At 52.2% G+C, this 21200-nt stretch carries 16 protein-coding genes; 7 read left to right on the top strand and 9 right to left on the bottom strand.

What is annotated here, in order from left to right:
• Positions 1-58: 58 nt before the first annotated feature.
• Entirely contained in the window at positions 59-715 is a 657-nt protein-coding gene (locus JJD41_RS07160) for a DUF3318 domain-containing protein (protein ID WP_200665323.1), read from the bottom strand.
• A gap of 515 nt (positions 716-1230) precedes the next feature.
• On the opposite strand from JJD41_RS07160, the gene JJD41_RS07155 reads away from it, so the two are divergent.
• Positions 1231-7350 carry a translocation/assembly module TamB domain-containing protein gene (locus JJD41_RS07155; RefSeq protein ID WP_200665322.1) on the top strand — a complete coding sequence of 2040 codons (6120 nt, stop codon included), beginning with the start codon at positions 1231-1233 and terminating at the stop codon, positions 7348-7350.
• Between the two features lie 229 nt (positions 7351-7579).
• Complete coding sequence (locus JJD41_RS07150) at positions 7580-8566, top strand: hypothetical protein (protein ID WP_200665321.1); 987 nt, start codon at positions 7580-7582, stop codon at positions 8564-8566.
• 251 nt (positions 8567-8817) lie between these two features.
• On the opposite strand, the gene JJD41_RS07145 is transcribed toward JJD41_RS07150, so the two are convergent.
• Positions 8818-9183: a hypothetical protein gene (locus tag JJD41_RS07145; RefSeq protein ID WP_234488538.1), complete on the bottom strand. Its 366-nt coding sequence runs from the start codon at positions 9181-9183 to the stop codon at positions 8818-8820.
• Between the two features lie 436 nt (positions 9184-9619).
• Between JJD41_RS07145 and JJD41_RS07140 the strand changes: the two genes are divergently transcribed.
• On the top strand, positions 9620-10069 hold the full coding sequence (locus JJD41_RS07140) for a T3SS (YopN, CesT) and YbjN peptide-binding chaperone 1 (RefSeq protein ID WP_200665319.1): 450 nt from the start codon (positions 9620-9622) through the stop codon (positions 10067-10069).
• A 36-nt stretch (positions 10070-10105) separates the two neighbouring features.
• Here JJD41_RS07140 and JJD41_RS07135 read toward each other — a convergent pair whose 3' ends face one another.
• Positions 10106-11170 carry a YheT family hydrolase gene (locus JJD41_RS07135; protein ID WP_200667134.1) on the bottom strand — a complete coding sequence of 355 codons (1065 nt, stop codon included), beginning with the start codon at positions 11168-11170 and terminating at the stop codon, positions 10106-10108.
• A gap of 443 nt (positions 11171-11613) precedes the next feature.
• Between JJD41_RS07135 and JJD41_RS07130 the strand changes: the two genes are divergently transcribed.
• Entirely contained in the window at positions 11614-13026 is a 1413-nt protein-coding gene (locus JJD41_RS07130) for a CHASE3 domain-containing protein (protein WP_200665318.1), read from the top strand.
• 124 nt (positions 13027-13150) lie between these two features.
• Here the strand turns inward: JJD41_RS07130 and JJD41_RS07125 are convergent, their stop codons facing one another.
• The 4 genes from JJD41_RS07125 to JJD41_RS07110 all read right to left on the bottom strand — a co-directional run bounded on the left by JJD41_RS07125 (position 13151) and on the right by JJD41_RS07110 (position 16633).
• Positions 13151-13840, bottom strand: a complete 690-nt coding sequence (locus JJD41_RS07125; RefSeq protein WP_200665317.1) for an HAS-barrel domain-containing protein — start codon at positions 13838-13840, stop codon at positions 13151-13153.
• A 110-nt stretch (positions 13841-13950) separates the two neighbouring features.
• Complete coding sequence (locus JJD41_RS07120; RefSeq protein ID WP_200665316.1) at positions 13951-14148, bottom strand: NAD(P)H dehydrogenase subunit NdhS; 198 nt, start codon at positions 14146-14148, stop codon at positions 13951-13953.
• A gap of 67 nt (positions 14149-14215) precedes the next feature.
• On the bottom strand, positions 14216-15469 hold the full coding sequence (gene rodA / locus JJD41_RS07115; protein WP_200665315.1) for a rod shape-determining protein RodA: 1254 nt from the start codon (positions 15467-15469) through the stop codon (positions 14216-14218).
• A gap of 87 nt (positions 15470-15556) precedes the next feature.
• Positions 15557-16633, bottom strand: a complete 1077-nt coding sequence (locus JJD41_RS07110) for an Mrp/NBP35 family ATP-binding protein (protein ID WP_200665314.1) — start codon at positions 16631-16633, stop codon at positions 15557-15559.
• Between the two features lie 588 nt (positions 16634-17221).
• Between JJD41_RS07110 and hemF the strand changes: the two genes are divergently transcribed.
• Both hemF and JJD41_RS07100 read left to right on the top strand, forming a co-directional pair.
• The gene (gene hemF / locus JJD41_RS07105; protein ID WP_200665313.1) at positions 17222-18265 is read left to right on the top strand and encodes an oxygen-dependent coproporphyrinogen oxidase; all 1044 of its coding nucleotides are present in this window, start codon (positions 17222-17224) and stop codon (positions 18263-18265) included.
• Between the two features lie 49 nt (positions 18266-18314).
• Entirely contained in the window at positions 18315-18683 is a 369-nt protein-coding gene (locus tag JJD41_RS07100) for an STAS domain-containing protein (protein WP_168569439.1), read from the top strand.
• Positions 18684-18771: 88 nt separating this feature from the next.
• Here the strand turns inward: JJD41_RS07100 and JJD41_RS07095 are convergent, their stop codons facing one another.
• Positions 18772-19410, bottom strand: coding sequence for a chromophore lyase CpcT/CpeT (locus JJD41_RS07095; protein ID WP_200665312.1), 639 nt, complete (start codon positions 19408-19410; stop codon positions 18772-18774).
• A 117-nt stretch (positions 19411-19527) separates the two neighbouring features.
• Between JJD41_RS07095 and psb29 the strand changes: the two genes are divergently transcribed.
• Positions 19528-20295 carry a photosystem II biogenesis protein Psp29 gene (gene psb29 / locus JJD41_RS07090; protein ID WP_234488537.1) on the top strand — a complete coding sequence of 256 codons (768 nt, stop codon included), beginning with the start codon at positions 19528-19530 and terminating at the stop codon, positions 20293-20295.
• A 105-nt stretch (positions 20296-20400) separates the two neighbouring features.
• On the opposite strand, the gene tsaB is transcribed toward psb29, so the two are convergent.
• On the bottom strand, positions 20401-21171 hold the full coding sequence (gene tsaB / locus JJD41_RS07085; protein ID WP_200665311.1) for a tRNA (adenosine(37)-N6)-threonylcarbamoyltransferase complex dimerization subunit type 1 TsaB: 771 nt from the start codon (positions 21169-21171) through the stop codon (positions 20401-20403).
• Positions 21172-21200 lie beyond the last annotated feature (29 nt).

Genomic DNA, 21200 nt, shown 5'->3' with positions numbered 1-21200 from the left:
TTCCAGAGATGCGATCGCCTGCTGGGGTTTTCATTCAGTCGATCGCTCGATCGAGAACTTAGTAAATCGTCTCCGCATTCCCAGAAGCTTCGCGGGCCGCTTTCATTTTCGCTTTCGCCTTCGAGGCGCTGCGTTTGAGCGCTTGCAAGCGAGTTTCGTATTTAGCTCGCTGGCGTTTTTTCGGCGTAATTTCGATCGACGTTTTGAGCGCGCTTCCCAAACTCTTGTAAGCGTTGGGGAGAGAATACCCGAAGCGCGTGGCGATCGCGATCGCCTTCTCGTCCGCTTCGATCGCCTCTTTCATCGTGCGTTCGCCGTTATTTTTTTGATATAAACGGTATCCCGCCACGCCGCACAAGGCTAACGCCAACATCAACAACAAACCATCTTGCACCCACAGTTCGCCCACCGCGCCGCCTAAACCGATCGCCAGCGCCGCCATTTCCCAACCTTCCTTGGGAATCGTATCGTTTTGAATCCGGGCGACTTCATGCCAAAACAGCAAATTGCGCTGGTCGAGGGCAAACTGCTCCCACTTCACCAGGTCGATTTGAATCTCCACCTGATCGGCGCCAATTTCTTCAGTGCGGATCAACGGTGGATTGACATCGATCGACTTTTCCACCATTACCCAGCTTTGCAACTCCGGGGGGAGCAACCCTTTTAACCGCCGGAGTTCGTTCATATCCGCTTTCGTCGTCGTAAAAGAGGTCATTGCTTCAAGTCCCGACAAACATGACACAGACAATAGGTTATCACTATCTAGATCGTACTTAATTTTTGAAACTTGTCACGGTGGGAGGGTAACTCGGGAATCGAGACAGGGGAGTGGGTAGGGAAAAGAAACCCACTTTTAAAAAAAAACCGGGTTGCGGACCGTGGGGCGTCCGTCCCATTGGGGAACCTTAGAAGCGATCGCCTCCTCTAATGGGCAAGGAAAAACCAGTGCTAAAGTATGGAGTCGGGATCGACGCATCTACATCGAGCCTCGGGATCGATCCCCATCCGCCAGTTTGTCCCGCATTGTTTTTAACTCCTCAGCATCTACACTCATCCGGTCGATAGCCTTCAGACCCTTGGATGGGATTGCCGTTATTTTGGAATGGAAAGATGACCTTCCCGAAGTAGGAGAAAGTTCGCCTACCGTGACTTCTAGCGCGATTTGAAGTTGTCGGCGATCGCCCCCCGACAAAATTCTCAACTCTCAAATCCTACCCTCTCAAATCCACAATGACTCATCCCCCCACCCCAGAACCCGATCGCCCCCGCAATCCCTTGAAGCGGTTTGTACGGTGGCTGAAACGTCCTTCAACCCTAATGATTGGCGGTGGGGTATTAGTTCTAACCACGGCGGGCGGGATTTGGGGCTATTTTTGGCTCGATCGCCAACTGGCGCCCTTAATTGGCCGACAATTGAGCGACATCCTCAACCGTCCGGTACGGGTGGGCGACCTGGAAGGCTTGAGTTTCAATGGGATTCGCTTCGGGCGATCGCTCGTTCCCGCCACCGCCACCGATCCCGATAGGATTTCTATTGAGGCGATCGATGTCGGTTTCGATTTATCTCCTTTAGTTTGGAACCGCTCTTTACCCCTACAAATCACCCTGGTTCGTCCCAATATTTACCTCGAAGAAAACGAACTCGGGGAATGGATAAATCTAGAACTCGAAACCCAAGAAGAAAGCGAACCCTTACCGATCGAATTGCCGACGACGATCGCCGTAGAAAATGCCGAAATTATTCTACTGAGTTATCAAAAAACAATTCCCCTTCAACTGACCGTTAACGGAACTGCCACCTTATCCCAACAGTTTAAATTTGCCACTTACGATTTCGAGGTCGAGTTTAAACAAGGGCAAGTTCATCTGATGGGCGAAACGGCGATCGAAAGCGGACGCACCAAAGCCAATGTTCGCATTCAAAACTTAGCCCTCACCCGTCTCGATCCGGTCGTTCCGACGGGAACGCCTGTTAATGTAGTCGGGGGAAACATTAACGCCAATCTGGCGATCGATCTGGCTTCTTTTAAAGAATTACCGTCACTTTCCGGCACCTTTCGCCTCGATCGCGCCCAAATTGCCAGCGACTCCCTCACCGAAGTCGCCGAAGCCAGTGGATTGCTCCGCTTTCAAGGGCAAATCGTGCGCCTGGAGGAGGTTCGGGCGAGTTACGGTCCGGTATCCGTCGAAGTGGGAGGAAGCATCGATTTAAACCGGGGGTTCGATGTCGGCGTCCGCGTCAATCCCTTTCAAATTGCCGAAGTTCTCGATCTATTCAAGATAGAATTACCCGTCGCGGCGCAAGCCATGTTAACGGGCAATTTCGAGATTGCGGGAGCGTTAGAAAATCCCGAGATGAACGGACAAATTCGCACCCAAGGAACGACGACGATCGATCGCGTCAGTTTAGCCGAAATTCGCGTGGGAGTGGCGATCGATCGCCGTCAACTGATTCTCAATGAATTACTCCTGCGTCCCCGTAGCGGAGGGGTGCTGACCGGGACGGGTCAGGTGCAATTGCCCTCGGAAAACGGCGGGGAAAGCGCGCCGATGCAATGGGCGTTCGATCTGCAAGCGAATTTACCTGTAGATGAGATCGCCAGGGCCTACGGCGTACCGCCGAATCTGTCCGTCGGGACGTTACGCGCGTCCGCCACGGTGCGCGGAACGCCGGAAACGCCAGAAGCGCGGCTCATTTGGGAGTTACCGAACGCGGAAGCGGCGATCGCCGCCGCTCGTTTTCCCCTGTCCGGTGGCGGCGAAGTGGTCTTGAAGGGAGACACCCTCACTGTGGGCGATACGCGCCTTCAAATTGGGGACGGGGCGATCGTCGCGCGCGCCAACGCCAACCTCAAAACCAGTCAGTGGCAGGCTTTTGCCCAAATCGAACAATTTCCCCTCGATCCGTTCGTTCCCTTTCCGGTGCAGCTTTCCTCCGGTCGGGTGGAGGCGTCCGGTTCTTTGAAAAACCCGGCGCCGGGGGCGATCGCCGCTTCCGCCGATCTTGAGGTCGCCGTGGCGGGAGGAAGGGTAGACCTGCGCGGACGTTTGGACGAGGGAGAAATAACGGGTTGGGTGACGGCGTCGTCCCTACAGTTGCAGCAAGTCGGCGCCCCGATCGCGATCGCCCTCCTCGGCGGAAATGCTCGAATTTCGGGGAATATCCAGAATCTCGACCCCACGGCGATCGCCGTCGAAACCGATCTGCGTTTGGGGGTCGCCGAGGCGATCGTCAGCGCGCGAGGACGACTCGATCGCGGAATCGTGAGCCTGTCCGCGAACAGTACGCCGTTGGAACTCGCCGAATGGATCCCCGATTTACCCGTTCCCGTTTCCTTACTCGCCTCTCAAGCGACCGTTTCCGCCGCGATCGCCGACCTGCTCGCCGCCGCCGAAACCCAGGACTTGAGAGGGATTGAGGCAACGGCTAATCTGCGCTTGGGGGTCGCGGGAGGGACCGCGAACGCGATCGCCCGTCTGGACGCCGGGAGATTGCGCCTCGACGCCGACGCGACGGCGATCGCCCTCTCTCCTTTCGTTCCCGATTTACCCGTCGAGGCGAGTCTGTCCACCGCGTCCGTGCAGTTTTCCGGGGCGATCGCCGACCTGCTCGCCGCCGCCGAAACCCGCGATTTGAGCGGAATTGAAGCTCAAGTTGAGGGCAATTTCGCGATCGCCGACGGTACGGCGCGGGCGATCGCCCGCTTGCAGGGGAACAATGTGACAGCCTCCGCCCGCAGTTCGGCGATCGATCTCACTAACCTTATTCCCGAGACCGAGGGCGCGATCGCCGTGCGCGGTAGCCGCCTCAATCTAGACACCTCCGTTAACGAGTTATTGCAACTGGCAGAAACCCAGGATTTTACGGGAATTCGCGCCGATGGCAGCGTCGATCTCGGCATCGCCGACGGCAGCGCCCGGGCGCAGTTCGCCTTAACTCGGGGAAACTTAAATCTCACGAGTGATGCATCCGGTATTGACCTCACAACCCTCGTTTCGACCTTACCCGTTCCCGTCCGCTTAAATCGGGGTCGGGTGGAACTGTCCGCCGCGATCGCCACCTGGCTCGATGCGGCGCAAACCCGGAATTTAGAAGGGATTCGCGCCCGCGCCGAAGCGGATTTAGGGGTCGCCGACGGACGGATCGACGCCCGCGCCGCGATCGCCGATCGCAATTGGAACAGTACGATCGCCCTGTCCGGGATCGAACTCGCCCAAGTGGTGGCTAATTTAGCCATTCCGACCGATCGACTGGCGATCGCCCCCGACGATACTCTCGACGGACGCCTCGAACTCAGTGGCGCCCTTCCCTCTCCCTTCGACCTCGACGGTGCGACCTTAAACCTGCGCGCGGAGGCGATCGACTTGCGCTTTGGAGAACAGGCGATCGCCGCCGACGGAACCCTCATGTTAAGCAATTTGACAACCACGCCGGAACTGGCGCGGGTCGATCTCGACGTGAGGGCGCACTCGAATTTAGGGCGTTTACCCGTAGTTCTGCCCCCGGACGTGCGCATTCGCGGACAACTCGCCTTTGACGGACGCTTAAGTGGGACGAACTTGCTCTCGAATCCCCTAGCGCCGGGAAATTTCCAGCTCGTCGGCGATCTCAACTTAGACAATTTTGCTTTAAATGAGATCGTGTTCGACCCGTCGCTGTCGGGTTCGCTGACCCTAGAACCGGGACGGGAAGTCGCGATCGCCTTACGCGGACCGCGCGATGCGATCGCGGCGCGACTCGATCCGTGTACTCGTTCCGACTGTCCGGCGCCGTATCTTCCCGCCTTTGTGGAACTGCGACAGGGGGAAGGAACGGAAAACCCAGTTATCGCGACGGGACGGCGACGGGGCGATCGCTTCAACTTAGCCATCGAAAATTTCCCCCTCGCACTGCTACAACTCTCTCCCGGCGAGGATTTCGGCATTTCGGGAGACCTCGCCGGAACCGTGAGTGGCGAGATTTCGGCAAATTTATTTACCTTTGAAACCGCCGGAAATCTGGCGATCGATCGCCCCACCCTCGGATATTTGCAAGGGGAACTATTTCAAGTCGATTTTAGTTATCGCGATGGGGTGGCGCGGGTCTCGGAAGCGACGGTCGCCCTCGGCGACACTCGATATCGCTTTCAAGGCGGCGTCGATCTCAACACCGGGGAATTGCAAGGGGAGGCGATCGTCGAACGCGGGTATATCCAAGATTTACTCGCCACGTTCAAATGGTCGAGTTTGAGCGACCTGGCGCGGGGAATTCAGACGCCGAATCGGTCGGCGATCGCCCTCGAAACCGCCGCCGTCGGGGAATCTGAGGCAACGTTAATGGCGCAGTTGCGCCGTTTTTCGGAAATGAGTGCGTTTATCGAACAAATTGCCCAAATTCGCCGCGCCCCGGGTGCGCCTACGGAATTAGACCTACAGGGAGAATATACCGGGGCGGTGACGGTGGGAGGAACGTTGGAAAATCCCCAGGTGAATTTTGAATTAAAGGCGACGGATTGGAAATGGCGACCGAAACGGGCGTTTGCAACGATTACGGAACCTCTGGGATTGGCGATCGAAGAAAATCGGGTAATTCCGATCGATTTGGTCGTGATTCGAGGCGGTTTTAATAATGGCACGGTCACGGTGCAACCGATGCGCCTGGAGTTTTCCGGGACCGTGGTTTCGTTTGTCGGACAGTTGCAACCGCAAACTCTTTCGGGACAGTTTCGTTTGGAGAATTTAGCCTTAGATACAATTCGCAATTTTGCGGAAATTCCCCTCGACGTTCACGGGAATTTGAATGCGTCGGCGCAGTTGAGTGGAACCGTAGAAAATCCCCAAGTTCGCGGGGAAGTTTCGTTTAGCGAAGGGACGTTAAATGGGGAAGTGTTGGAGCGATTGTTGGCTAGTTTTAGTTTATCGGACAAGCGGGCGCGCTTGGCGACGGTGGAACCTTCTTTTATGAGCGTGCAGGCGAGTCTTCCGGTTCCCCCCGTGGCGGGAGAAAATGAGGAAATCGCGATCGATGCGAATTTGGGAACGGAGGCGATCGCCTTAATTAGTGCCTTTAGCGGCGGTCAATTGGAATGGGTGGCGGGGGAAGGACAAGTCGAATTGAAGGCGCGGGGAAATTTGAATTTAGAGGCGGGAACGGTCGATGATTTAGTGGCGACGGGCAATGTTTTACTGGATGAGGCGATCGTCAATATGGCGGCTTTACCGGAAGGAGAAGTTAAAATTAACGGCAAAATTGCCTTAACTCAAGACCGGATTCAAGTAGAACAAGTCGCCGCCGAATTTGCCGAAAGTCACTTGTCCGCCTCCGGTGTTTTACCGTTATTACAGCCGTTTCCCGTCGAAAATCCCCTCACGATCGCCCTCGATCGCGGCGAATTAAAATTAGAAGGATTATATGAAGGGGAAATCGGCGGAAAAGTGGTGATTTCTGGTGCCGCACTTGCTCCGGTGATTGGCGGTAATATTGAGTTAGCTAATGCTAAAGTTTTAGTTCCTAAAGCCGAAGCAACTCAGACCGAACCCACCACAGTTGCGGAAACTTGGGCGATCGAAGACGGTCCGGCAGTTGAAAGTCCGCCCGTGGTGCCGAGATTTGATGATTTTCGGGTGGCGATCGGTGATGATTTTAATATCGACGGTTCCCCGCTTTACCAGTTTAGAATTACTGGGGATTTATTGATTAATGGGTTATTAGATGACCTGCGCCCCCAAGGAACGATTTACCTCAAACGCGGTGAAATTGACGTGTTTAGCAGTCAATTTTTCCTGACCCGCGCCTACGACCATCGGGTAACGTTCGATCCGAATTGGGGATTAGATCCGTTTTTAGATATTCAATTTGGTACCCTTGCGTTTGAAACCCCCCGCATTCGCGAATTACAAAGAGAGAATTCAGAAATTCGCGAGGATATTGTCGTTTCTCCCCGACCGGATCAAATTAAAATTACCCTCGCCGTTCGCGGGCGATCGAGCGAAATTATCGCAGAAATGGAGAATGATTCGGATTTAATTGACGTGGTGGAATTAAGCAGTATTCCCTCGCGCACGGAAAGTCAAATTTTAGCCCTCCTCGGCGGTCAATTCCTCGCTACGATTGAGGACTTGGAAGGACAATCGCCGCGCGAGTTAGTGGAATTTGCGTTTAATCGTTACGTGATTCAACCCGTGATACGCGATGTTTTATTTACGGTGGAAGAGTTCGTGAGTGGGGTGGGTCAAAAAATGGGGTTAAAAGATTTACAAGTTTATCCGGTGGTCGAAGCCCTTTATGAAGTGGGCGATAATGAAACAGTGGGAATTTCTTACGATTACACCTTCGAGCAGTTTGAAGTGAAATATCGGATTAATTTTTAATCCATTTTTCAATCCGTCACTTCACTCGACCTGTCAAAAGATTAAAACATCATTCTCAAGGTGGATGGCTGGATCTGTCCTGAGATGGAGTGAATGACGATCGCCTGTAGCAGAGAATGAGAATAGCTTAAAACGGGCGTCTTTTCGAGCGATCGATGTCAGATCGCCGGACAATTCAGCCCAATGTTTTAAAGTTATTGTGGTTAATTTTGCGATCGGAGGTTTGATAATGGCTCAAGAAAATAAAAAACAATATACCCACGAAATTCATCGGGAAGGTTCAACTCATCCACAGGTTAAAGAAAAGGAAACGGAAACTAAAATACAAGCGAGCGAACCCGTGGAAAATCGGGTGAATCATGATTCTCATGCCACCAGTTACCATCGGGGCTACACTCAAGGAACGGCGAACAAAAGAAATCGCAATTCTCAGAATTACGACAGGGGCGATCGCCAGGAAGATCGAGAAAATAATCTCGTTTCTGGTTTATTTCTCGGCTTTTCAGTTGCAGCTTTAGCTGCATTAGTGGGAGGAACAATTTACTATCTCAACGCGCGATCTCAATCTCCCGAACCCTCGGTGAATTCTACTCCCTCTACAACAACCCGAGAAGAAGAAACGACTATTATTGAACGGTTCATTCCGATTCCACAAGATTCTTCCTCTGAAGAGAACTCCCCTCAAAATAGCAGCCCTTCACCGGATCCAGAGATTAATATTACCGTTCCGGGTTCTGATTCTAATTCCTCGGAAAATCAGCCCGAATCACAAAATTCTTCTCAAAATCAGTCGGAATCTCAACCGACCCCTGCACCGAATTCTAATGGCGATCGCAACACGACGATCGACCAAGATATTATCATTCCCGGATCGTCGAATTCTGACCGTAATTCCGCGCCGTCTGAATCGAGTTCTCCTTCAGATTCGGCGCAACCGACGCCGGAGAATACGGGGGAATCCCGTAGAGATGGGGCTAGTAATTCGTCGAATTCTACTCCGAATGAGGCGAGTAATTCTCAATCGACTACCACTTCCCCCAATGCTTCTAATTCTCAAGGCGATCGTTCTCCAGTTCCAACGGAAGGATCGAATTCTTCTAGTGCGAATCCCGAGGGGTCGTCAACTGGAAATGAATCTGGAAATGAATCGAAATCGGATCGATCGGACAGTACCGATCCCCCAATTCCCACGATGAGTTCGCCACCGACGCAATAATTGCCGAGTCTCATCGGTGACGCCGCGATTCCCCTCTGGGGACGCTTCGCGATCGCCAGATAACTTACCGTTCGAGGCGATCGCGCTTTGCTGTCGTTTTTTCTATCCTACGGTCAAAGCAATTGGGTTTCCGATTCTTATTTCCCAGTTCGTTTGACTCTCAATTAAGTATAATTGCCGACCCCTACAGTGAATTCGTGAAGTCGTGAATTCAATGGGTGAAGCGGTGGGGAAACTTAAGATAATTGGGACTATAACGCCCATAAAATGGGTTCTTGATAGCGATCGCACCCGATCTCTTGTCTGTGCGATCGCGAAGCCTCCCCAGAGGGGAATCGCGGCGACAATTCATGTTCCTGGCGTCCCGATAAGGGCAGCATTTCCAATCCTTCCAAGGGATATCCCTGGTAGGTGACCCCTTCCGAAGGGTGCCAAGTGTAAGTGGGTACACTGCCTTCTGCGTGTTCTACGGCGCTGACAACTAGATATCTTAACTGACCCGGTTGCGAGACTAACATCACGGGTATTTCTTCTCCTGCAGGCGCACGGAGTTTGTGGGTCGGTGTGAAGACATTCATCGGATAAACCTCGCGCTCGCGCGGCAGATGTAAAAGCATAGGATAATCGACTCTTTTATCAAAAGCTGGCTTCTTAAATAAAATCCAATATTTCAGCCCCTTCGATCGTGTTTGAAGTGGGTTGAAATCGGTGATTTTACTGAACTCTGGTTGCGATCGCGATCGCTGCCTAAATTCCTCATTAATGCAGAGTCACTTTCGATGGCACTCGATCGTTATGGCGATCGCTAAAGGCGAGAGAGGAATTACAAAAATAATGCCTTTTAAATAGTATAAAAAATTTCTGAAAGTTTCCCAACCATAGAGCTTAACAAAACTAAATACATTGCATTAGTAAATTAAATACCTCGGAGGAGGGCGATCGCCCCCACCGCCGGACCGATCTTGCCAAATCCGATCGGCGTGTTTATCCTCCGAGAGAAAAGAGAAAAAGCACTGTACTCTAGGGCTTAAATCAGTAAGGAGAACGAACGAAATGCAATTTCAGACCCCCGCTCAGGAAGCGTGCTATGACAAAATCGCATTGTGGATAAAAGAATTATTCGGAAAATTCCCCTGCGCCCGACAGGACATTCCCGGATTGGGTCTGTTTATGGGATCCGCCTTAGTCGAAGTTTTGGTGTTCCCCTGGCGGGACGATGCCATTATCAACACCCGCTCTTACGTCGTTACCGGAATCGAACTGTCGCCGGAACTCCTGCGTTTTTTACTCGAAGAAAACACGAAAATGCTGTTCGGAGCTTTTGGCATTGATGGCAATGGCGATATTGTCTTCGAGCATACAATCGTCGGCTCGACTTGCGACAAAAAAGAACTGCAAGCTTCGGTGAATGCAGTCTTAGAAGTAGCGGACGAATATGACGATAAAATTGTCGAGAAATGGGGCGGCCAGCGAGCGCTCGACCGAATGCAAGCGGTTCGCTAACCCAGTTTTAACTAAATGGGGACTTTCCCCATTTAGTTAAACCCCCACGGAACAAGCGCGATCGCACCAGTCCAACACTCGATTCCACCCCCACCAACAATCCGGATCTCCCGCTAATTCTTGACTGGGGCGATCGCTGATATAGCCGACGTGACCGCCATATTTCGTCATCAGTAATTCCAGGGCCGGATTTTGAGAACAAATCTGTTCCAACTCGCCGACAATTGCCGGGTGAAACATCGGATCGTCTGCGGCATATAAAATTAACGTCGGTTTGTCGAGATGCGGCAGTAGAGGTAAAGGACTACTGGCGCTATAGTAGGCTTCGACGCTGGGAAAACCGAGGGGCGCAATCACCAATTCGCGATCGAATCCTTCAATACTGTTCGCTCTCGAAATTGCCTCGGGGTCGATCTCCTCTCCGTGAACTTCGTGCAAGTGCCACGCCAATTTTTTTAATTCTTTGGCGATCGCTTTTTCTAAATATTTTCCCCAAGGATGTTGGATTAAATAAGACAGCGATCGATTGGAATCGAGATTCGGACAAATCACCGCAGCGCCGCCGAGTTCTTCCGGTTCCAAGTCCAAATCGTCGCCCCAATGGGCGATCGTTTGCGCCGCTTTCACCCCCCACAGGGCCAACTGTCCGCCGAGGGAAAAGCCGGAAAACCAAAATGGCCCGGGACAACCTATCGCCTTCGCTTGGGCCGCAATCCGTACGAAATCTTCCCCTTCGTACAACCCGTCCGACGTCAGGGTCGGGGACAATTCCCCGGTTTTCCCGTGGGCCCGCCAGTCGAACAACACCACCGCATAGCCGCGCGCAAAGGCTTTGCGTCCGAGCAAGTGAAGGAACCACTGTTGTTGTAAATCTCCGGTAATTCCGTAAGTGGCGACGAGGGTTCCCCGAGGGCGTTCGGGAATCGCGACCCAGCCGAAAATAGGAACGTTACCCGCTCCGGAAAATACGGTTTCGCGATAGGGCGGTTGGGGGTCGGCGATCGTTTTTTGCCAAGAACGGCTCGCCCACAATGCCGCATAGAGGGTCATGAATAGGCCATTTTTGAGCAAGGCAGGGGGAGCGTATTGCGGATAAGCCATCGTGCGATCGTTGAGACTGAATGAAATAATAGTAAACATTTCATAGGAGATCTTCAATACAACTAGGTTTTAAGCCCAAAAACCATCGATCTCCCGGTCGTTTAAATGTAAAATAGATTACAAGTATTTTGCTTCGATCTTCGTAATTCTACTCTGGAAATTCGAGGATTTTTTATTTATAGTCTTGTGTGACGCAGAGCGGCGATCGCATCAACATTCTCGTGTTTTCCACAGAAGGAGCGATGGACTCCAGCAGAAAGTGGTCGTTCGAGAAGTAGTTAGGCCGCAATAATAGAGCAAGGGTGCAATTTATGGATTGAAGCAATATTCTTAAAATCGATCGAGAGCAATTGGTTGAAAATTTTATCATGCAAAAAATAAGAACGGGTCACCAGCAAGGGATCGATCGCCAATGGAGACTGGGCAAGGTCGTTCCGATTTCCTTGGGCATCATCACGTTTGTCAATCTCGTCATTGCGGCGATTTATTATATAAGCACTGAAGGTATAGTAAATTCTACCCAATGGGTCAATCATACTAATGAAGTTAAAGCCGACCTTCGGTTATTAGAGAAGAAAATAGTTGATGCTGAAACGGGACAAAGAGGTTTTCTTTTTACCGGGAAAGAAAGCTATTTAGATCCTTATTATCAAGCCGATCGGGAGCATAAAATAATTTTAGTAGAATTACGACAAAAGATTCAAGATAATCCCTCTCAACTACAAAGATTGACAGAACTAGAAAATAAAATACAAGAGAAATTCAGGGAATTATCACAAACTATAGAATTAAAAAAAGCGGATCGGGAACAAGAGGCTAGGGCGATCGTCCTCAGCGATCGAGGCCAGCAGATCATGGATGAAATTAGACGAATACTGGCTGTTATGGAGAACGAAGAAAACGATCTGCTAACCAGTCGGACAGAAGATGTACGACGATCGCAGCAACTCGCTCAGTTCGTGAGTCTCTTCGGAACGGGTGGAATTTTGGCGATCGTGGCCGCGATCGTTTGGTTCGTTCGTCAAGGGGTTGTCAACCCGATCGAACAAATTGCCTCTGATTTGAGCGTTTCCTCGGAACAGATCGCCACGACCATTGTGGAACAAGAACGAATTGCCAACGAACAAGCGGCTTCGGTTCACCAAACAACCACTTCAATCGATGAATTAGGTGCTTCGTCGAAACAAATGACAATGCAAACGGAAGCCGCCGTTACGAAAGGTAATGAAGTGCTTTCTTTTATTGAAGAAGGAACTGAGGTGGCACGAGAGAGTGCAAATGCAATGTCGATCCTGGAAGCTAAAGTTGACAAAATTACTCAGCAGACTCGTTTATTGAATCAGCACACCGTTGAAATTGGTAATATTTCAGGTTTACTGAGTAACTTTGCCGCACAAACGAATATACTGGCGTTAAATGCAGCCGTAGAAGCCGTTCGTGCGGGGGAACATGGAAAAGGATTTAATGTTGTCGCGATGGAGATCCGCAAACTAGCCGATCGCAGTCAAACATCAGCGAACCAGATCGGCAAGCTCGTCGATAATATTAAAAATTCGATCGGTGCCACCTCGATCTCCACGGAAGAGGGTTCTCAAACTGTAGAGCAAGCGGTAGAACTTGCAGGGAAAACCGCCGTGACTTTCCAGAAAGTAGCAGATTCAAATAATACGATGATTGTCAACCTTCAGGAAATTACAGCCAATATTAAGCAACAAGATCTGGCGATCGGCCAAATTGTTGAAGCAATGAACTCCATCAACCAAGGGACGAGTCAAACGGCGAGTGGGATGGGTCAAACCAAAGTCAGCATCCAACAACTGAATCAATCGGCCAAACGACTGAGAGATTTAATGTAATACCATTTTTCTCAACCCTCGATCTCTCTCATGATTGTTGAAAAACGGTATAATTCACCGTTGCGCGAGGGAGGTTGAGGACGAGCCACTATCCCCGATCTTAGATCTACAATCTAAAATCCCCTTATGGGTGAATTTGATTCAAAATCAGCCGGAGGCGATCGTAATCGTCTCTGAGTAAAATACTTAACGTGCGTCCCGCTTCGACTAACCAGGCGCGATCGTACTGGCGCAATTGATAGATTTCGCGAATAGTGGCCGCCGTCAGGGCATCGACCGGGGCGCCCGGGACTTGCAGTAAGGTTCTTAAAAAGTCGAAGCGTTCGGTAAAGTGGACGATTTGTTCGGGGATGCAGCGATAAACCCCTTGATGAATTTGCGGCGGACGGGGGGGAATGTATTGATAAATGCGAGAGGGTTGGCGAGGGGCAGTGGCGAACTTTTGGCCCGTTCCGTTATCCCCGTCGTCCGGGGGTGCAAATCCGGCGATCGCCGCCCGAAATTCAGTTTTGAGCATCGCGAAAATTTGCGGTTGTTGTTCGCGCAACTCGTCAATCGACAATCCCAACGCCCGAGCCCGATGTACCGAGTCAATCGGCGTCGTCGTCGCGTAATAGACCACCGCATAAATTTGATTGCCGGATTCTTCATCCCACGACGTCACCCAACTGCCAAACGGGGGCATCATCGGAAAACTCAGATCGTCCGGTTCGAGACATTGGGCTAAAAATTCCGTCGTCGCCGTTTCGATCACCTCGGCGATGTGGTGGGGATGGCGCGAGTCTCGCTCTAATTGCGGGAGAGATAAACGCATGGTAGGACAGTAGGCGCGTAGGTACGAACGGCTGAAAGCGCGACGGAGAAAGGGTTGGGGAAGCACGGGCGGCCAGAGCGTCTCGCCAGTCGTCCCCAACCCTCGACCCGTTATTTTCCTTTGCTGCGACCTGCCGTCGCATCGACGAGTTCGAGTTCCGAGAGGTGGAAAGAGATCAACTTATCCCAGTTTCCCCCTTCAAACAGTACCGCCGCTTTGCCGTCGGTCACTCGCTGAACTTGTCCTTGAAATCGGTAGTAAGTATCGCCAGGATTAATCACTCGCACTGCGGAGCCGGGTAAAATCATAGTTTCTTCCTAAATTCAACTCTCGCGATTTTCCTTTTCCAGCTTACAAGCACTTGCCCGCCCGGGGTTAAAACTTCCTTCGCTGTCGGTGATTGGCGACCGATTCGACGACGCCGATCGCCATAAAATTCGTTAGGAGTGCCGATCGCCCGTAACTGATCCAGGGAAGCGGAATCCCGGTGACCGGGGCTAAACCGATGGTCATCCCGATATTGACGATCGCCTGGAACACCAGCATCGACAATACCCCGATCGCCAGTAACGAGCCAAAATTATCTTTCGCCGTTTGCGCGATCGCCACCAAACGCAAGCAAATCAACCAAAACGCGAGCAACAAGAAAATCGCACCCACAAACCCCAACTCTTCGCCGATCGCCGAAAAAATAAAGTCCGTATGTTGTTCCGGAATAAAATTAAGTTGGGTTTGGGTTCCGTTAAACAATCCCTTGCCGTAAACCCCCCCCGCACCGATCGCAATCCGCGACTGAATCAAGTGATAGCCGCCACCGAGGGGATCTTTCTCCGGATTGAGGAACAGGATCAAGCGGTCTTTTTGATAGTCTTGCAAGACCGATTCCCACAAAAACTGTCCCAGCTTTCCGGACAAAAAGTTAACGCTGACTGCCGCCAAAGAAGCGTAGCGCGTTGTCGGAATCGTCAGCCAAGCAACAACCCCCATCAGCGCCACCCACAAAAACCATCCGGGCATGTAAATCCCGAATAAAACCCCCGACACGATCGGCGACGCCAACAAGATCAACCATCCCGGATTGGCATTTCCCCAATAGAGCATTCCCAAGGTAATCGCCCCAAACACCAACGAGGTTCCCAAATCCGGTTGCAGAAAGACTAACGCCCAAGGAACCGCAACCACCGCGAGGGTTTTACTGACCGCTTGAATGCTCGAAGCCGTTTTATCGTGCAGTAAGGCCGCTAGGGTGATAATGACGCCTAATTTGGCAAATTCTGAGGGTTGAATGTGAAACCCTCCCACGGAGATCCAGCGTTGCGCCCCCCCTCCTACCGTTCCGATCGCCATCACCGCAATCAGCGACAGGTTGGTGATCCCGTAAATCCACCATTTCCATTGAATGAGGATTTCATAACGCCACCGGGCTAGCCCCAGGGCGATCGCGATCCCCAACGCACCGATCGTGCCGTGTTGCCAACCGAAATTAGTGTCTTGATTGACTTCGGTACTGTAAATGACCACTGCCGCCCCTACAGTCAGGACGACGGTGGTTAAAAACAGCACCCAATCCATTTCCTGCCAGGGGTGGAACAGGGATCTCCAGCGATTCCAGAGCGACCTTTGAAACATCTTCGAGCCGTTTAAATAAAAGGCAAAAGGAAAAGGAAATCGAAGGACAAGACGGATGTTTTCGACCTCCTTTTCCGATTTCACTGTTTACTTCTGAGCCAGTGCGGCAACAGAAACTTTACCTGCAATTTGGCGGGCAATTTTTTGTAAGGCTTTAGCGGAAGCCGATTCCGGATGACTGATGACAATGGGAACCCCCGAATCGCCGCCTTCTCGCAAGTGGATTTCTAAGGGAATGCATCCGAGTAAGGAGACGCCCAATTCTTCTGCAGTCTTTTCGCCGCCTCCCGAACCAAAAATGTCATATTGCTTGTCCGGCAGGTCCGGGGGGATGAAATAGCTCATATTTTCGACGATTCCCAAGACGGGGACGTTTAATTGTTGGAACATCCTCAAGCCTTTGCGCGCGTCTAAAAGGGCGACGGTTTGGGGGGTGGTGACGATCGCCGCTCCCGCCATCGGTACCGCTTGAGCGACGGTGAGTTGCGCGTCACCCGTTCCCGGGGGCATATCTACGATCAGATAATCTAACTCTCCCCACTGTACTTGATAAAGAAACTGACGAATCACTCCATTTAACATCGGACCGCGCCAAATCACGGGTTGGTCTTTATCGATTAAAAAGGCCATCGAAACCAGTTTGACGCCGTAGTTAAAGGCGGGTTCGAGGACATCTCCATTTTGTCCTTGGCGGACCATGACTTCCGCATCGGCCAATCCTAACATTGCCGGGTCGTTCGGTCCGTAAATGTCCGCGTCGAGTAAGCCGACTTTGGCCCCCGTTTGGGCGAGGGCGACGGCGACGTTGACGGCGACGGTGCTTTTACCCACGCCCCCTTTGCCGCTAGAAATGGCGAGGATATTTTTAACGCCGTCGATGCCTTGGCGATCGGGTAAGGCTTTCTGTTGCGGGGTTTCGGCGGTGACTTCGATGTTGACCGTTTCGACCCCCGGGAGGGTACGCACGGCTTTTTCGCAGTCTTCGACGATGAATTCGCGTAAGGGACACGCCGGGGTGGTCAGCACGAGGGTGAAACTGACGCGATCGCCGTCGATCGCCACGTTACGAATCATGTTCAATTCCACCAAACTCTTTTGCAGTTCCGGGTCTTGTACGGGTCGTAAAACGTCGAGGACGGCTTTGGAATCGAGCGGGTCGGACATCGGTGTTCTCCAAGATCGACTGCAAGGGGTTTAAGAATTATTTTGTAGTAGAAAAGCGGGAAATCCAGGGGGGCTTTCCTCGCTCGGTTTCCTAGAATACCTTCATTTTTGATGATTTTGGGCAACAGCTCGACGGTCTGGGCAAACGATAAATTTTGGTGATACACTCGCGCGATCGCCGCGCGGGTCTTTCCTTGCGAGTTTCCCCGGCAGTTCTTTGTTTTCGCTTTTGCGCTACACTGAAAAATCAAACCTTCTCTTATAGCGAACTATTCTCAATTCTTGAGATTTTGACAGCAAAAGTTTTCGGAAAAAGGCATTTATTTTATCATCGTTGTTGCACCGATTCACAATTATTGATTAATGTATCTTTTCTTATAGTAATATGTAAATCGGAAAATAGTTGACCCGGAATTCTTTAAGGTAGATATGATTTTCGAGGTTCCCTAAAGCTGACGCGATCTCGCGGTGTCAAGGGAGTCTCTCGTGCGCGGAGGCGACGATCGCCGTGCGATCGGCCTCGGTGTTCGTCTCATCCGCTCGCAATGAGTTGTTTTATCGCGCGTTCACGAGAATTTAGTTGAGATTATGACAGTTTCTTCCACTTCTGAAGCGATCGATACCCAGTTTTTACCGCCTGCCGATTCGCGAGAACGAATCAGTCAATTCATGCGATCGCTGCAAGATTCAATTTGTCACGGTTTAGAACAACTCGACGGGGTCAGCACCTTCAAGGAAGATTCTTGGGAGCGTCCCGAAGGCGGCGGCGGTCGCTCTCGGGTCATTCGCGACGGTGGCATCTTCGAGCAAGGTGGCGTCAACTTCTCCGAAGTCTGGGGCAAACAGCTTCCCCCCTCGATCTTAAAACAACGGCCCGAAGCCGAAGGACACGGGTTCTACGCTACCGGAACCTCGATGGTCCTGCACCCGCGCAATCCCTACATTCCCACCGTTCACCTGAACTATCGCTATTTTGAAGCCGGCCCGGTCTGGTGGTTTGGCGGCGGCGCCGACTTGACCCCCTACTATCCATTTGCCGAGGATGCGGCCCATTTTCACCAAACCCTCAAAGCCGCCTGCGACGGACACGATCGCGAATATTATCCCGTGTTCAAGCGCTGGTGCGACGAATATTTCTATCTCAAACACCGAGACGAAGGGCGCGGGATCGGCGGCATTTTCTTCGACTACCAAGACGGTCGCGGACAACTCTATCGCGGTCCGGACGCGGACGGTCTGGCGGCACAATACAGCCAGAAATTAGGCGAAATCGAGCCGCGCGACTGGGAAAGCTTGTTCGCCTTCGTTCGCGACTGCGGCGACGCCTTCCTCCCCGCTTACCGCCCCATTGTCGAACGCCGCCGCTCGGTGGAGTACGGCGATCGCGAGCGCAATTTCCAACTCTACCGCCGGGGTCGCTATGTAGAATTTAATCTCGTTTACGATCGCGGTACCATTTTCGGATTGCAAACCAACGGACGCACGGAATCGATCCTGATGTCCCTGCCTCCCCTGGTACGCTGGGAATACGGCTATCAACCCGAAGCGAATACTCCGGAAGCCGAACTTTACGAAACTTTCCTGAAACCGCAAAATTGGTCCGAGTGGACTGCTAGTACCTCGAAAGTCTAAGCTAAACTACGTAAGCGAGGTAGGCTAACTAGCGTAACAGGGAGGGTCCGTGATCCATATCGAGCAGAAAACCCACACGACCCAAGACGGGACGACCGTGATTGTCTTGGCGCCAACTGGACGCCTCGACATCACGACGGCATGGCAATTTCGCCTCAAATTGCAGGAGTGCATCTCTAAACTGAGCCGTCACATTGTCGTCAACCTGGGTCAAGTTAACTTTATCGACAGCTCCGGTCTGACGTCGCTAGTGGCAGGCATGAGAGATGCCGACAAAGTGAAAGGCAGTTTTCGCATTTGTAACGTTCACCCCGAAGCCAAATTGGTGTTTGAGGTGACGATGATGGATTCCGTTTTTGAAATTTTTGAAACGGAAGAAGAAGCACTCGAAGGCGTGCCGCGCATTCCGAGTGCTTGATGGAGAACCGAGATGGACGATCGCCGAATGATAATGCGTTTGCGTTGACCTCGGCATCGGAAATCTCAATTCTCCACCGCCATCGGCTTCAAGGGGTCAGTTCTCTGGCAAAGTCTTGGAGCTTGCGAAACTCAAATGGACCGAGCAAGGCACCCCATAAGGGTTTGCCTGTCTCTGGGTCTATGCCTTTGTCGTGACTGAGCAATCGATCGGCAGAAACGTCAAATCCGAGATGGACTTGGCGGGTTTGTCCTTCGTAGCTGAAGCAACAGCGCGACGACTCCGGCAACACTGCCGAAAACTCATCGCTGCCATCCGCTCGCGATCGCCGGGTGACGGTTAGCTTGCACCCCGGTAGCCGTTCTAAGGCAGTCGGGGTGAGTGTTTCGAGTAATTTCGGATGGCGTCCGGCGCCTCGGTAGGCTCCGGGGTCTTCGAGCATGTAATACTGCACGACGAATTCGGGTGGGCGATCGCCCGCCTCCCCCGGGTCGGTCATCGCTTTCAGTTCCATCAGGCGCGGTCGGTACGCCTGTTCGAGGTTGACGACGCTCGCTTGTTCGGCAAACAACACTAAACTGTTTTCGCCGAAAAGAGGTTGCGGTACGGGTCGTTGCCACAATCGTAAGTGGACGTACCACGCCGGATCGGCGATCGCCTGCTCTCGATTGTCAAATTCTCCCGCCAGGTAAGTAGCGAGGGTTCTCAGTGTTGGGGAAATGCTCATCGCTGTTCGTGTCCGTTATCCCTAAAAGCGATGCGCGATCGCGCATCGCTGTTCAAAACTAGCGCAAGTGGGCGATCCCAAGATTCTCTCTTGGCAAACTTCCGCTTAAGCGGGACAATGGGTTTTACGTCTCCTTTGAATATTCCGCCCGTGAATAACGTCCGCACCGTCTCAGATACCAAACGAGCTTTCTACTCGACTCACACTCGTCCCATTAACTCGATTTATCGGCGAGTGGTGGAGGAGCTAATGGTCGAAATGCACCTGCTGTCGGTGAATACAGATTTTCACTACGATCCGATCTATGCTCTGGGAGTAGTGACGTCCTTCGATCGCTTCATGCAAGGCTACCGTCCCGAACGCGATCGCGAGGGGATTTTTAACGCCCTCTGTCACTCGATCGAAGCCGACCCCCAGCAGTATCGCAGCGACGCCCAACGGATTCTCGACTCGACCCGGGAACTGTCCGATACGGAAATCCTCGGCGTTTTAAAGCGGTCTGAGGGCAACGATCGCACCCAGGAACTCCAACAGTTGCTCTCAGAAATTTCTAGCAATCCCAAGTTTAAATACAGCCGCCTGTTCGGCATCGGTTTGTTTACTTTACTCGAACAAACCCAAGCCAATGCTCTCAAAGATGCCAAACAACGGGAAGAATTGTTTAGCGCGATCGCGGCTGCTTTAAGTTTACCCGAAGAAAAAATTAAGAAAGACGTCGAACTTTATCAAAGTAACCTCGAAAAAATGACCCAGGCGCGTAGCGTCATGGAAGATATCATCGCCGCCGATCGCAAAAAACGCGAACAACGCGCCCAACAACAAAAGCAAAAGGATGCGGTCGCCACTCCCCCCAGCAGCAGCGATGAAGGGAGTTCCGAGTCCTAACTGTAGCTTTGAATGTGGAACGAGGGTTGACAATAGTCAATTAATGTGGTAAGGCAAGAGAAAAGCGACCCGATGCCCCCACCACAGGGGGAACTCGATTTCGTATCAGTCCACCGGATGCTGTCCGTAAAAGGGTAAAGCTGCCGACCAGTGGGGGCGCTTGCCTGCTAGCCATTGTTGGCGGGCGATCCCCAACATGGCGCTAGCCGTGGATCCGAGGGCGTCCGGGGCGATCGCCCGTCGGTACGGATGGGGAAGGCGATCGAGGTAACGGTCCCACTCTTGCGGAGACATCACCGTATCGGGCAGTTCGGCGCTCAAACCGAGATCGGGCGACGCCGGGGGGAGAAAGAGGGCGACGTAGAGTTGACCCCGTTGGGCGCGCATTTGAACTGCGATTCTCTTGGGGGGATGGGTCGCGATCGCGCCGTGTTCGCTTTCCGAGGAGTCCAGACCGGATTTCGGCGTCAGGAGATCCCAGGCGATCGCCTCCAGGGTCGATACGGCAAATAAGGGGATGTCGAGTTGTTGGGCTAAGGTTCGCGCCGTCACTACACCGATGCGCGTTCCGGTAAAGCTTCCCGGACCTTTAGCGACGACGAGATATTGTAAATCTTGCCAAGTTTGCGGTCGGATAAATTCGACTAACTGGGAATGAAGCCGAACCGAGAGATCCCGACCGAGATCCCAGGTTTGACAGCGCGTCTGTCCGGAAGCGTCGGCGATCGCCAGACCGAGTTCGGGGCTGCTGGTATGAAGGGAAAGGGCAAACTGTGGGGAAGTCAAAGTCACAATAGCAATCAACTCGCCTTTATTGTAAGCTGTGGCGCGATCGCTGCGTTCCTCAATCTTGGCCGATCGAAACTCCGAATCCATCAACCCCGTGATTCCCCTACCGCATCACT

Origin of the sequence: Oxynema mangrovii CENA135, from assembly GCF_016632315.1 — a bacterium.
Lineage (GTDB): Bacteria > Cyanobacteriota > Cyanobacteriia > Cyanobacteriales > Laspinemataceae > Oxynema > Oxynema aestuarii.
The sequence above is the reverse complement of the archived record's forward strand: the minus strand, read 5'-3'. Positions and strand labels throughout refer to the sequence as shown.

Coding starts and splice junctions, on each gene's coding strand:
- JJD41_RS07160 (WP_200665323.1), bottom strand. CDS start 715: ATGACCTCTTTTACGACGACGAAAGCGGATATGAACGAACTCCGGCGG.
- JJD41_RS07155 (WP_200665322.1), top strand. CDS start 1,231: ATGACTCATCCCCCCACCCCAGAACCCGATCGCCCCCGCAATCCCTTG.
- JJD41_RS07150 (WP_200665321.1), top strand. CDS start 7,580: ATGGCTCAAGAAAATAAAAAACAATATACCCACGAAATTCATCGGGAA.
- JJD41_RS07145 (WP_234488538.1), bottom strand. CDS start 9,183: ATGCTTTTACATCTGCCGCGCGAGCGCGAGGTTTATCCGATGAATGTC.
- JJD41_RS07140 (WP_200665319.1), top strand. CDS start 9,620: ATGCAATTTCAGACCCCCGCTCAGGAAGCGTGCTATGACAAAATCGCA.
- JJD41_RS07135 (WP_200667134.1), bottom strand. CDS start 11,170: ATGGCTTATCCGCAATACGCTCCCCCTGCCTTGCTCAAAAATGGCCTA.
- JJD41_RS07125 (WP_200665317.1), bottom strand. CDS start 13,840: ATGCGTTTATCTCTCCCGCAATTAGAGCGAGACTCGCGCCATCCCCAC.
- JJD41_RS07120 (WP_200665316.1), bottom strand. CDS start 14,148: ATGATTTTACCCGGCTCCGCAGTGCGAGTGATTAATCCTGGCGATACT.
- rodA (WP_200665315.1), bottom strand. CDS start 15,469: ATGTTTCAAAGGTCGCTCTGGAATCGCTGGAGATCCCTGTTCCACCCC.
- JJD41_RS07110 (WP_200665314.1), bottom strand. CDS start 16,633: ATGTCCGACCCGCTCGATTCCAAAGCCGTCCTCGACGTTTTACGACCC.
- hemF (WP_200665313.1), top strand. CDS start 17,222: ATGACAGTTTCTTCCACTTCTGAAGCGATCGATACCCAGTTTTTACCG.
- JJD41_RS07095 (WP_200665312.1), bottom strand. CDS start 19,410: ATGAGCATTTCCCCAACACTGAGAACCCTCGCTACTTACCTGGCGGGA.
- psb29 (WP_234488537.1), top strand. CDS start 19,528: ATGGGTTTTACGTCTCCTTTGAATATTCCGCCCGTGAATAACGTCCGC.
- tsaB (WP_200665311.1), bottom strand. CDS start 21,171: ATGGATTCGGAGTTTCGATCGGCCAAGATTGAGGAACGCAGCGATCGC.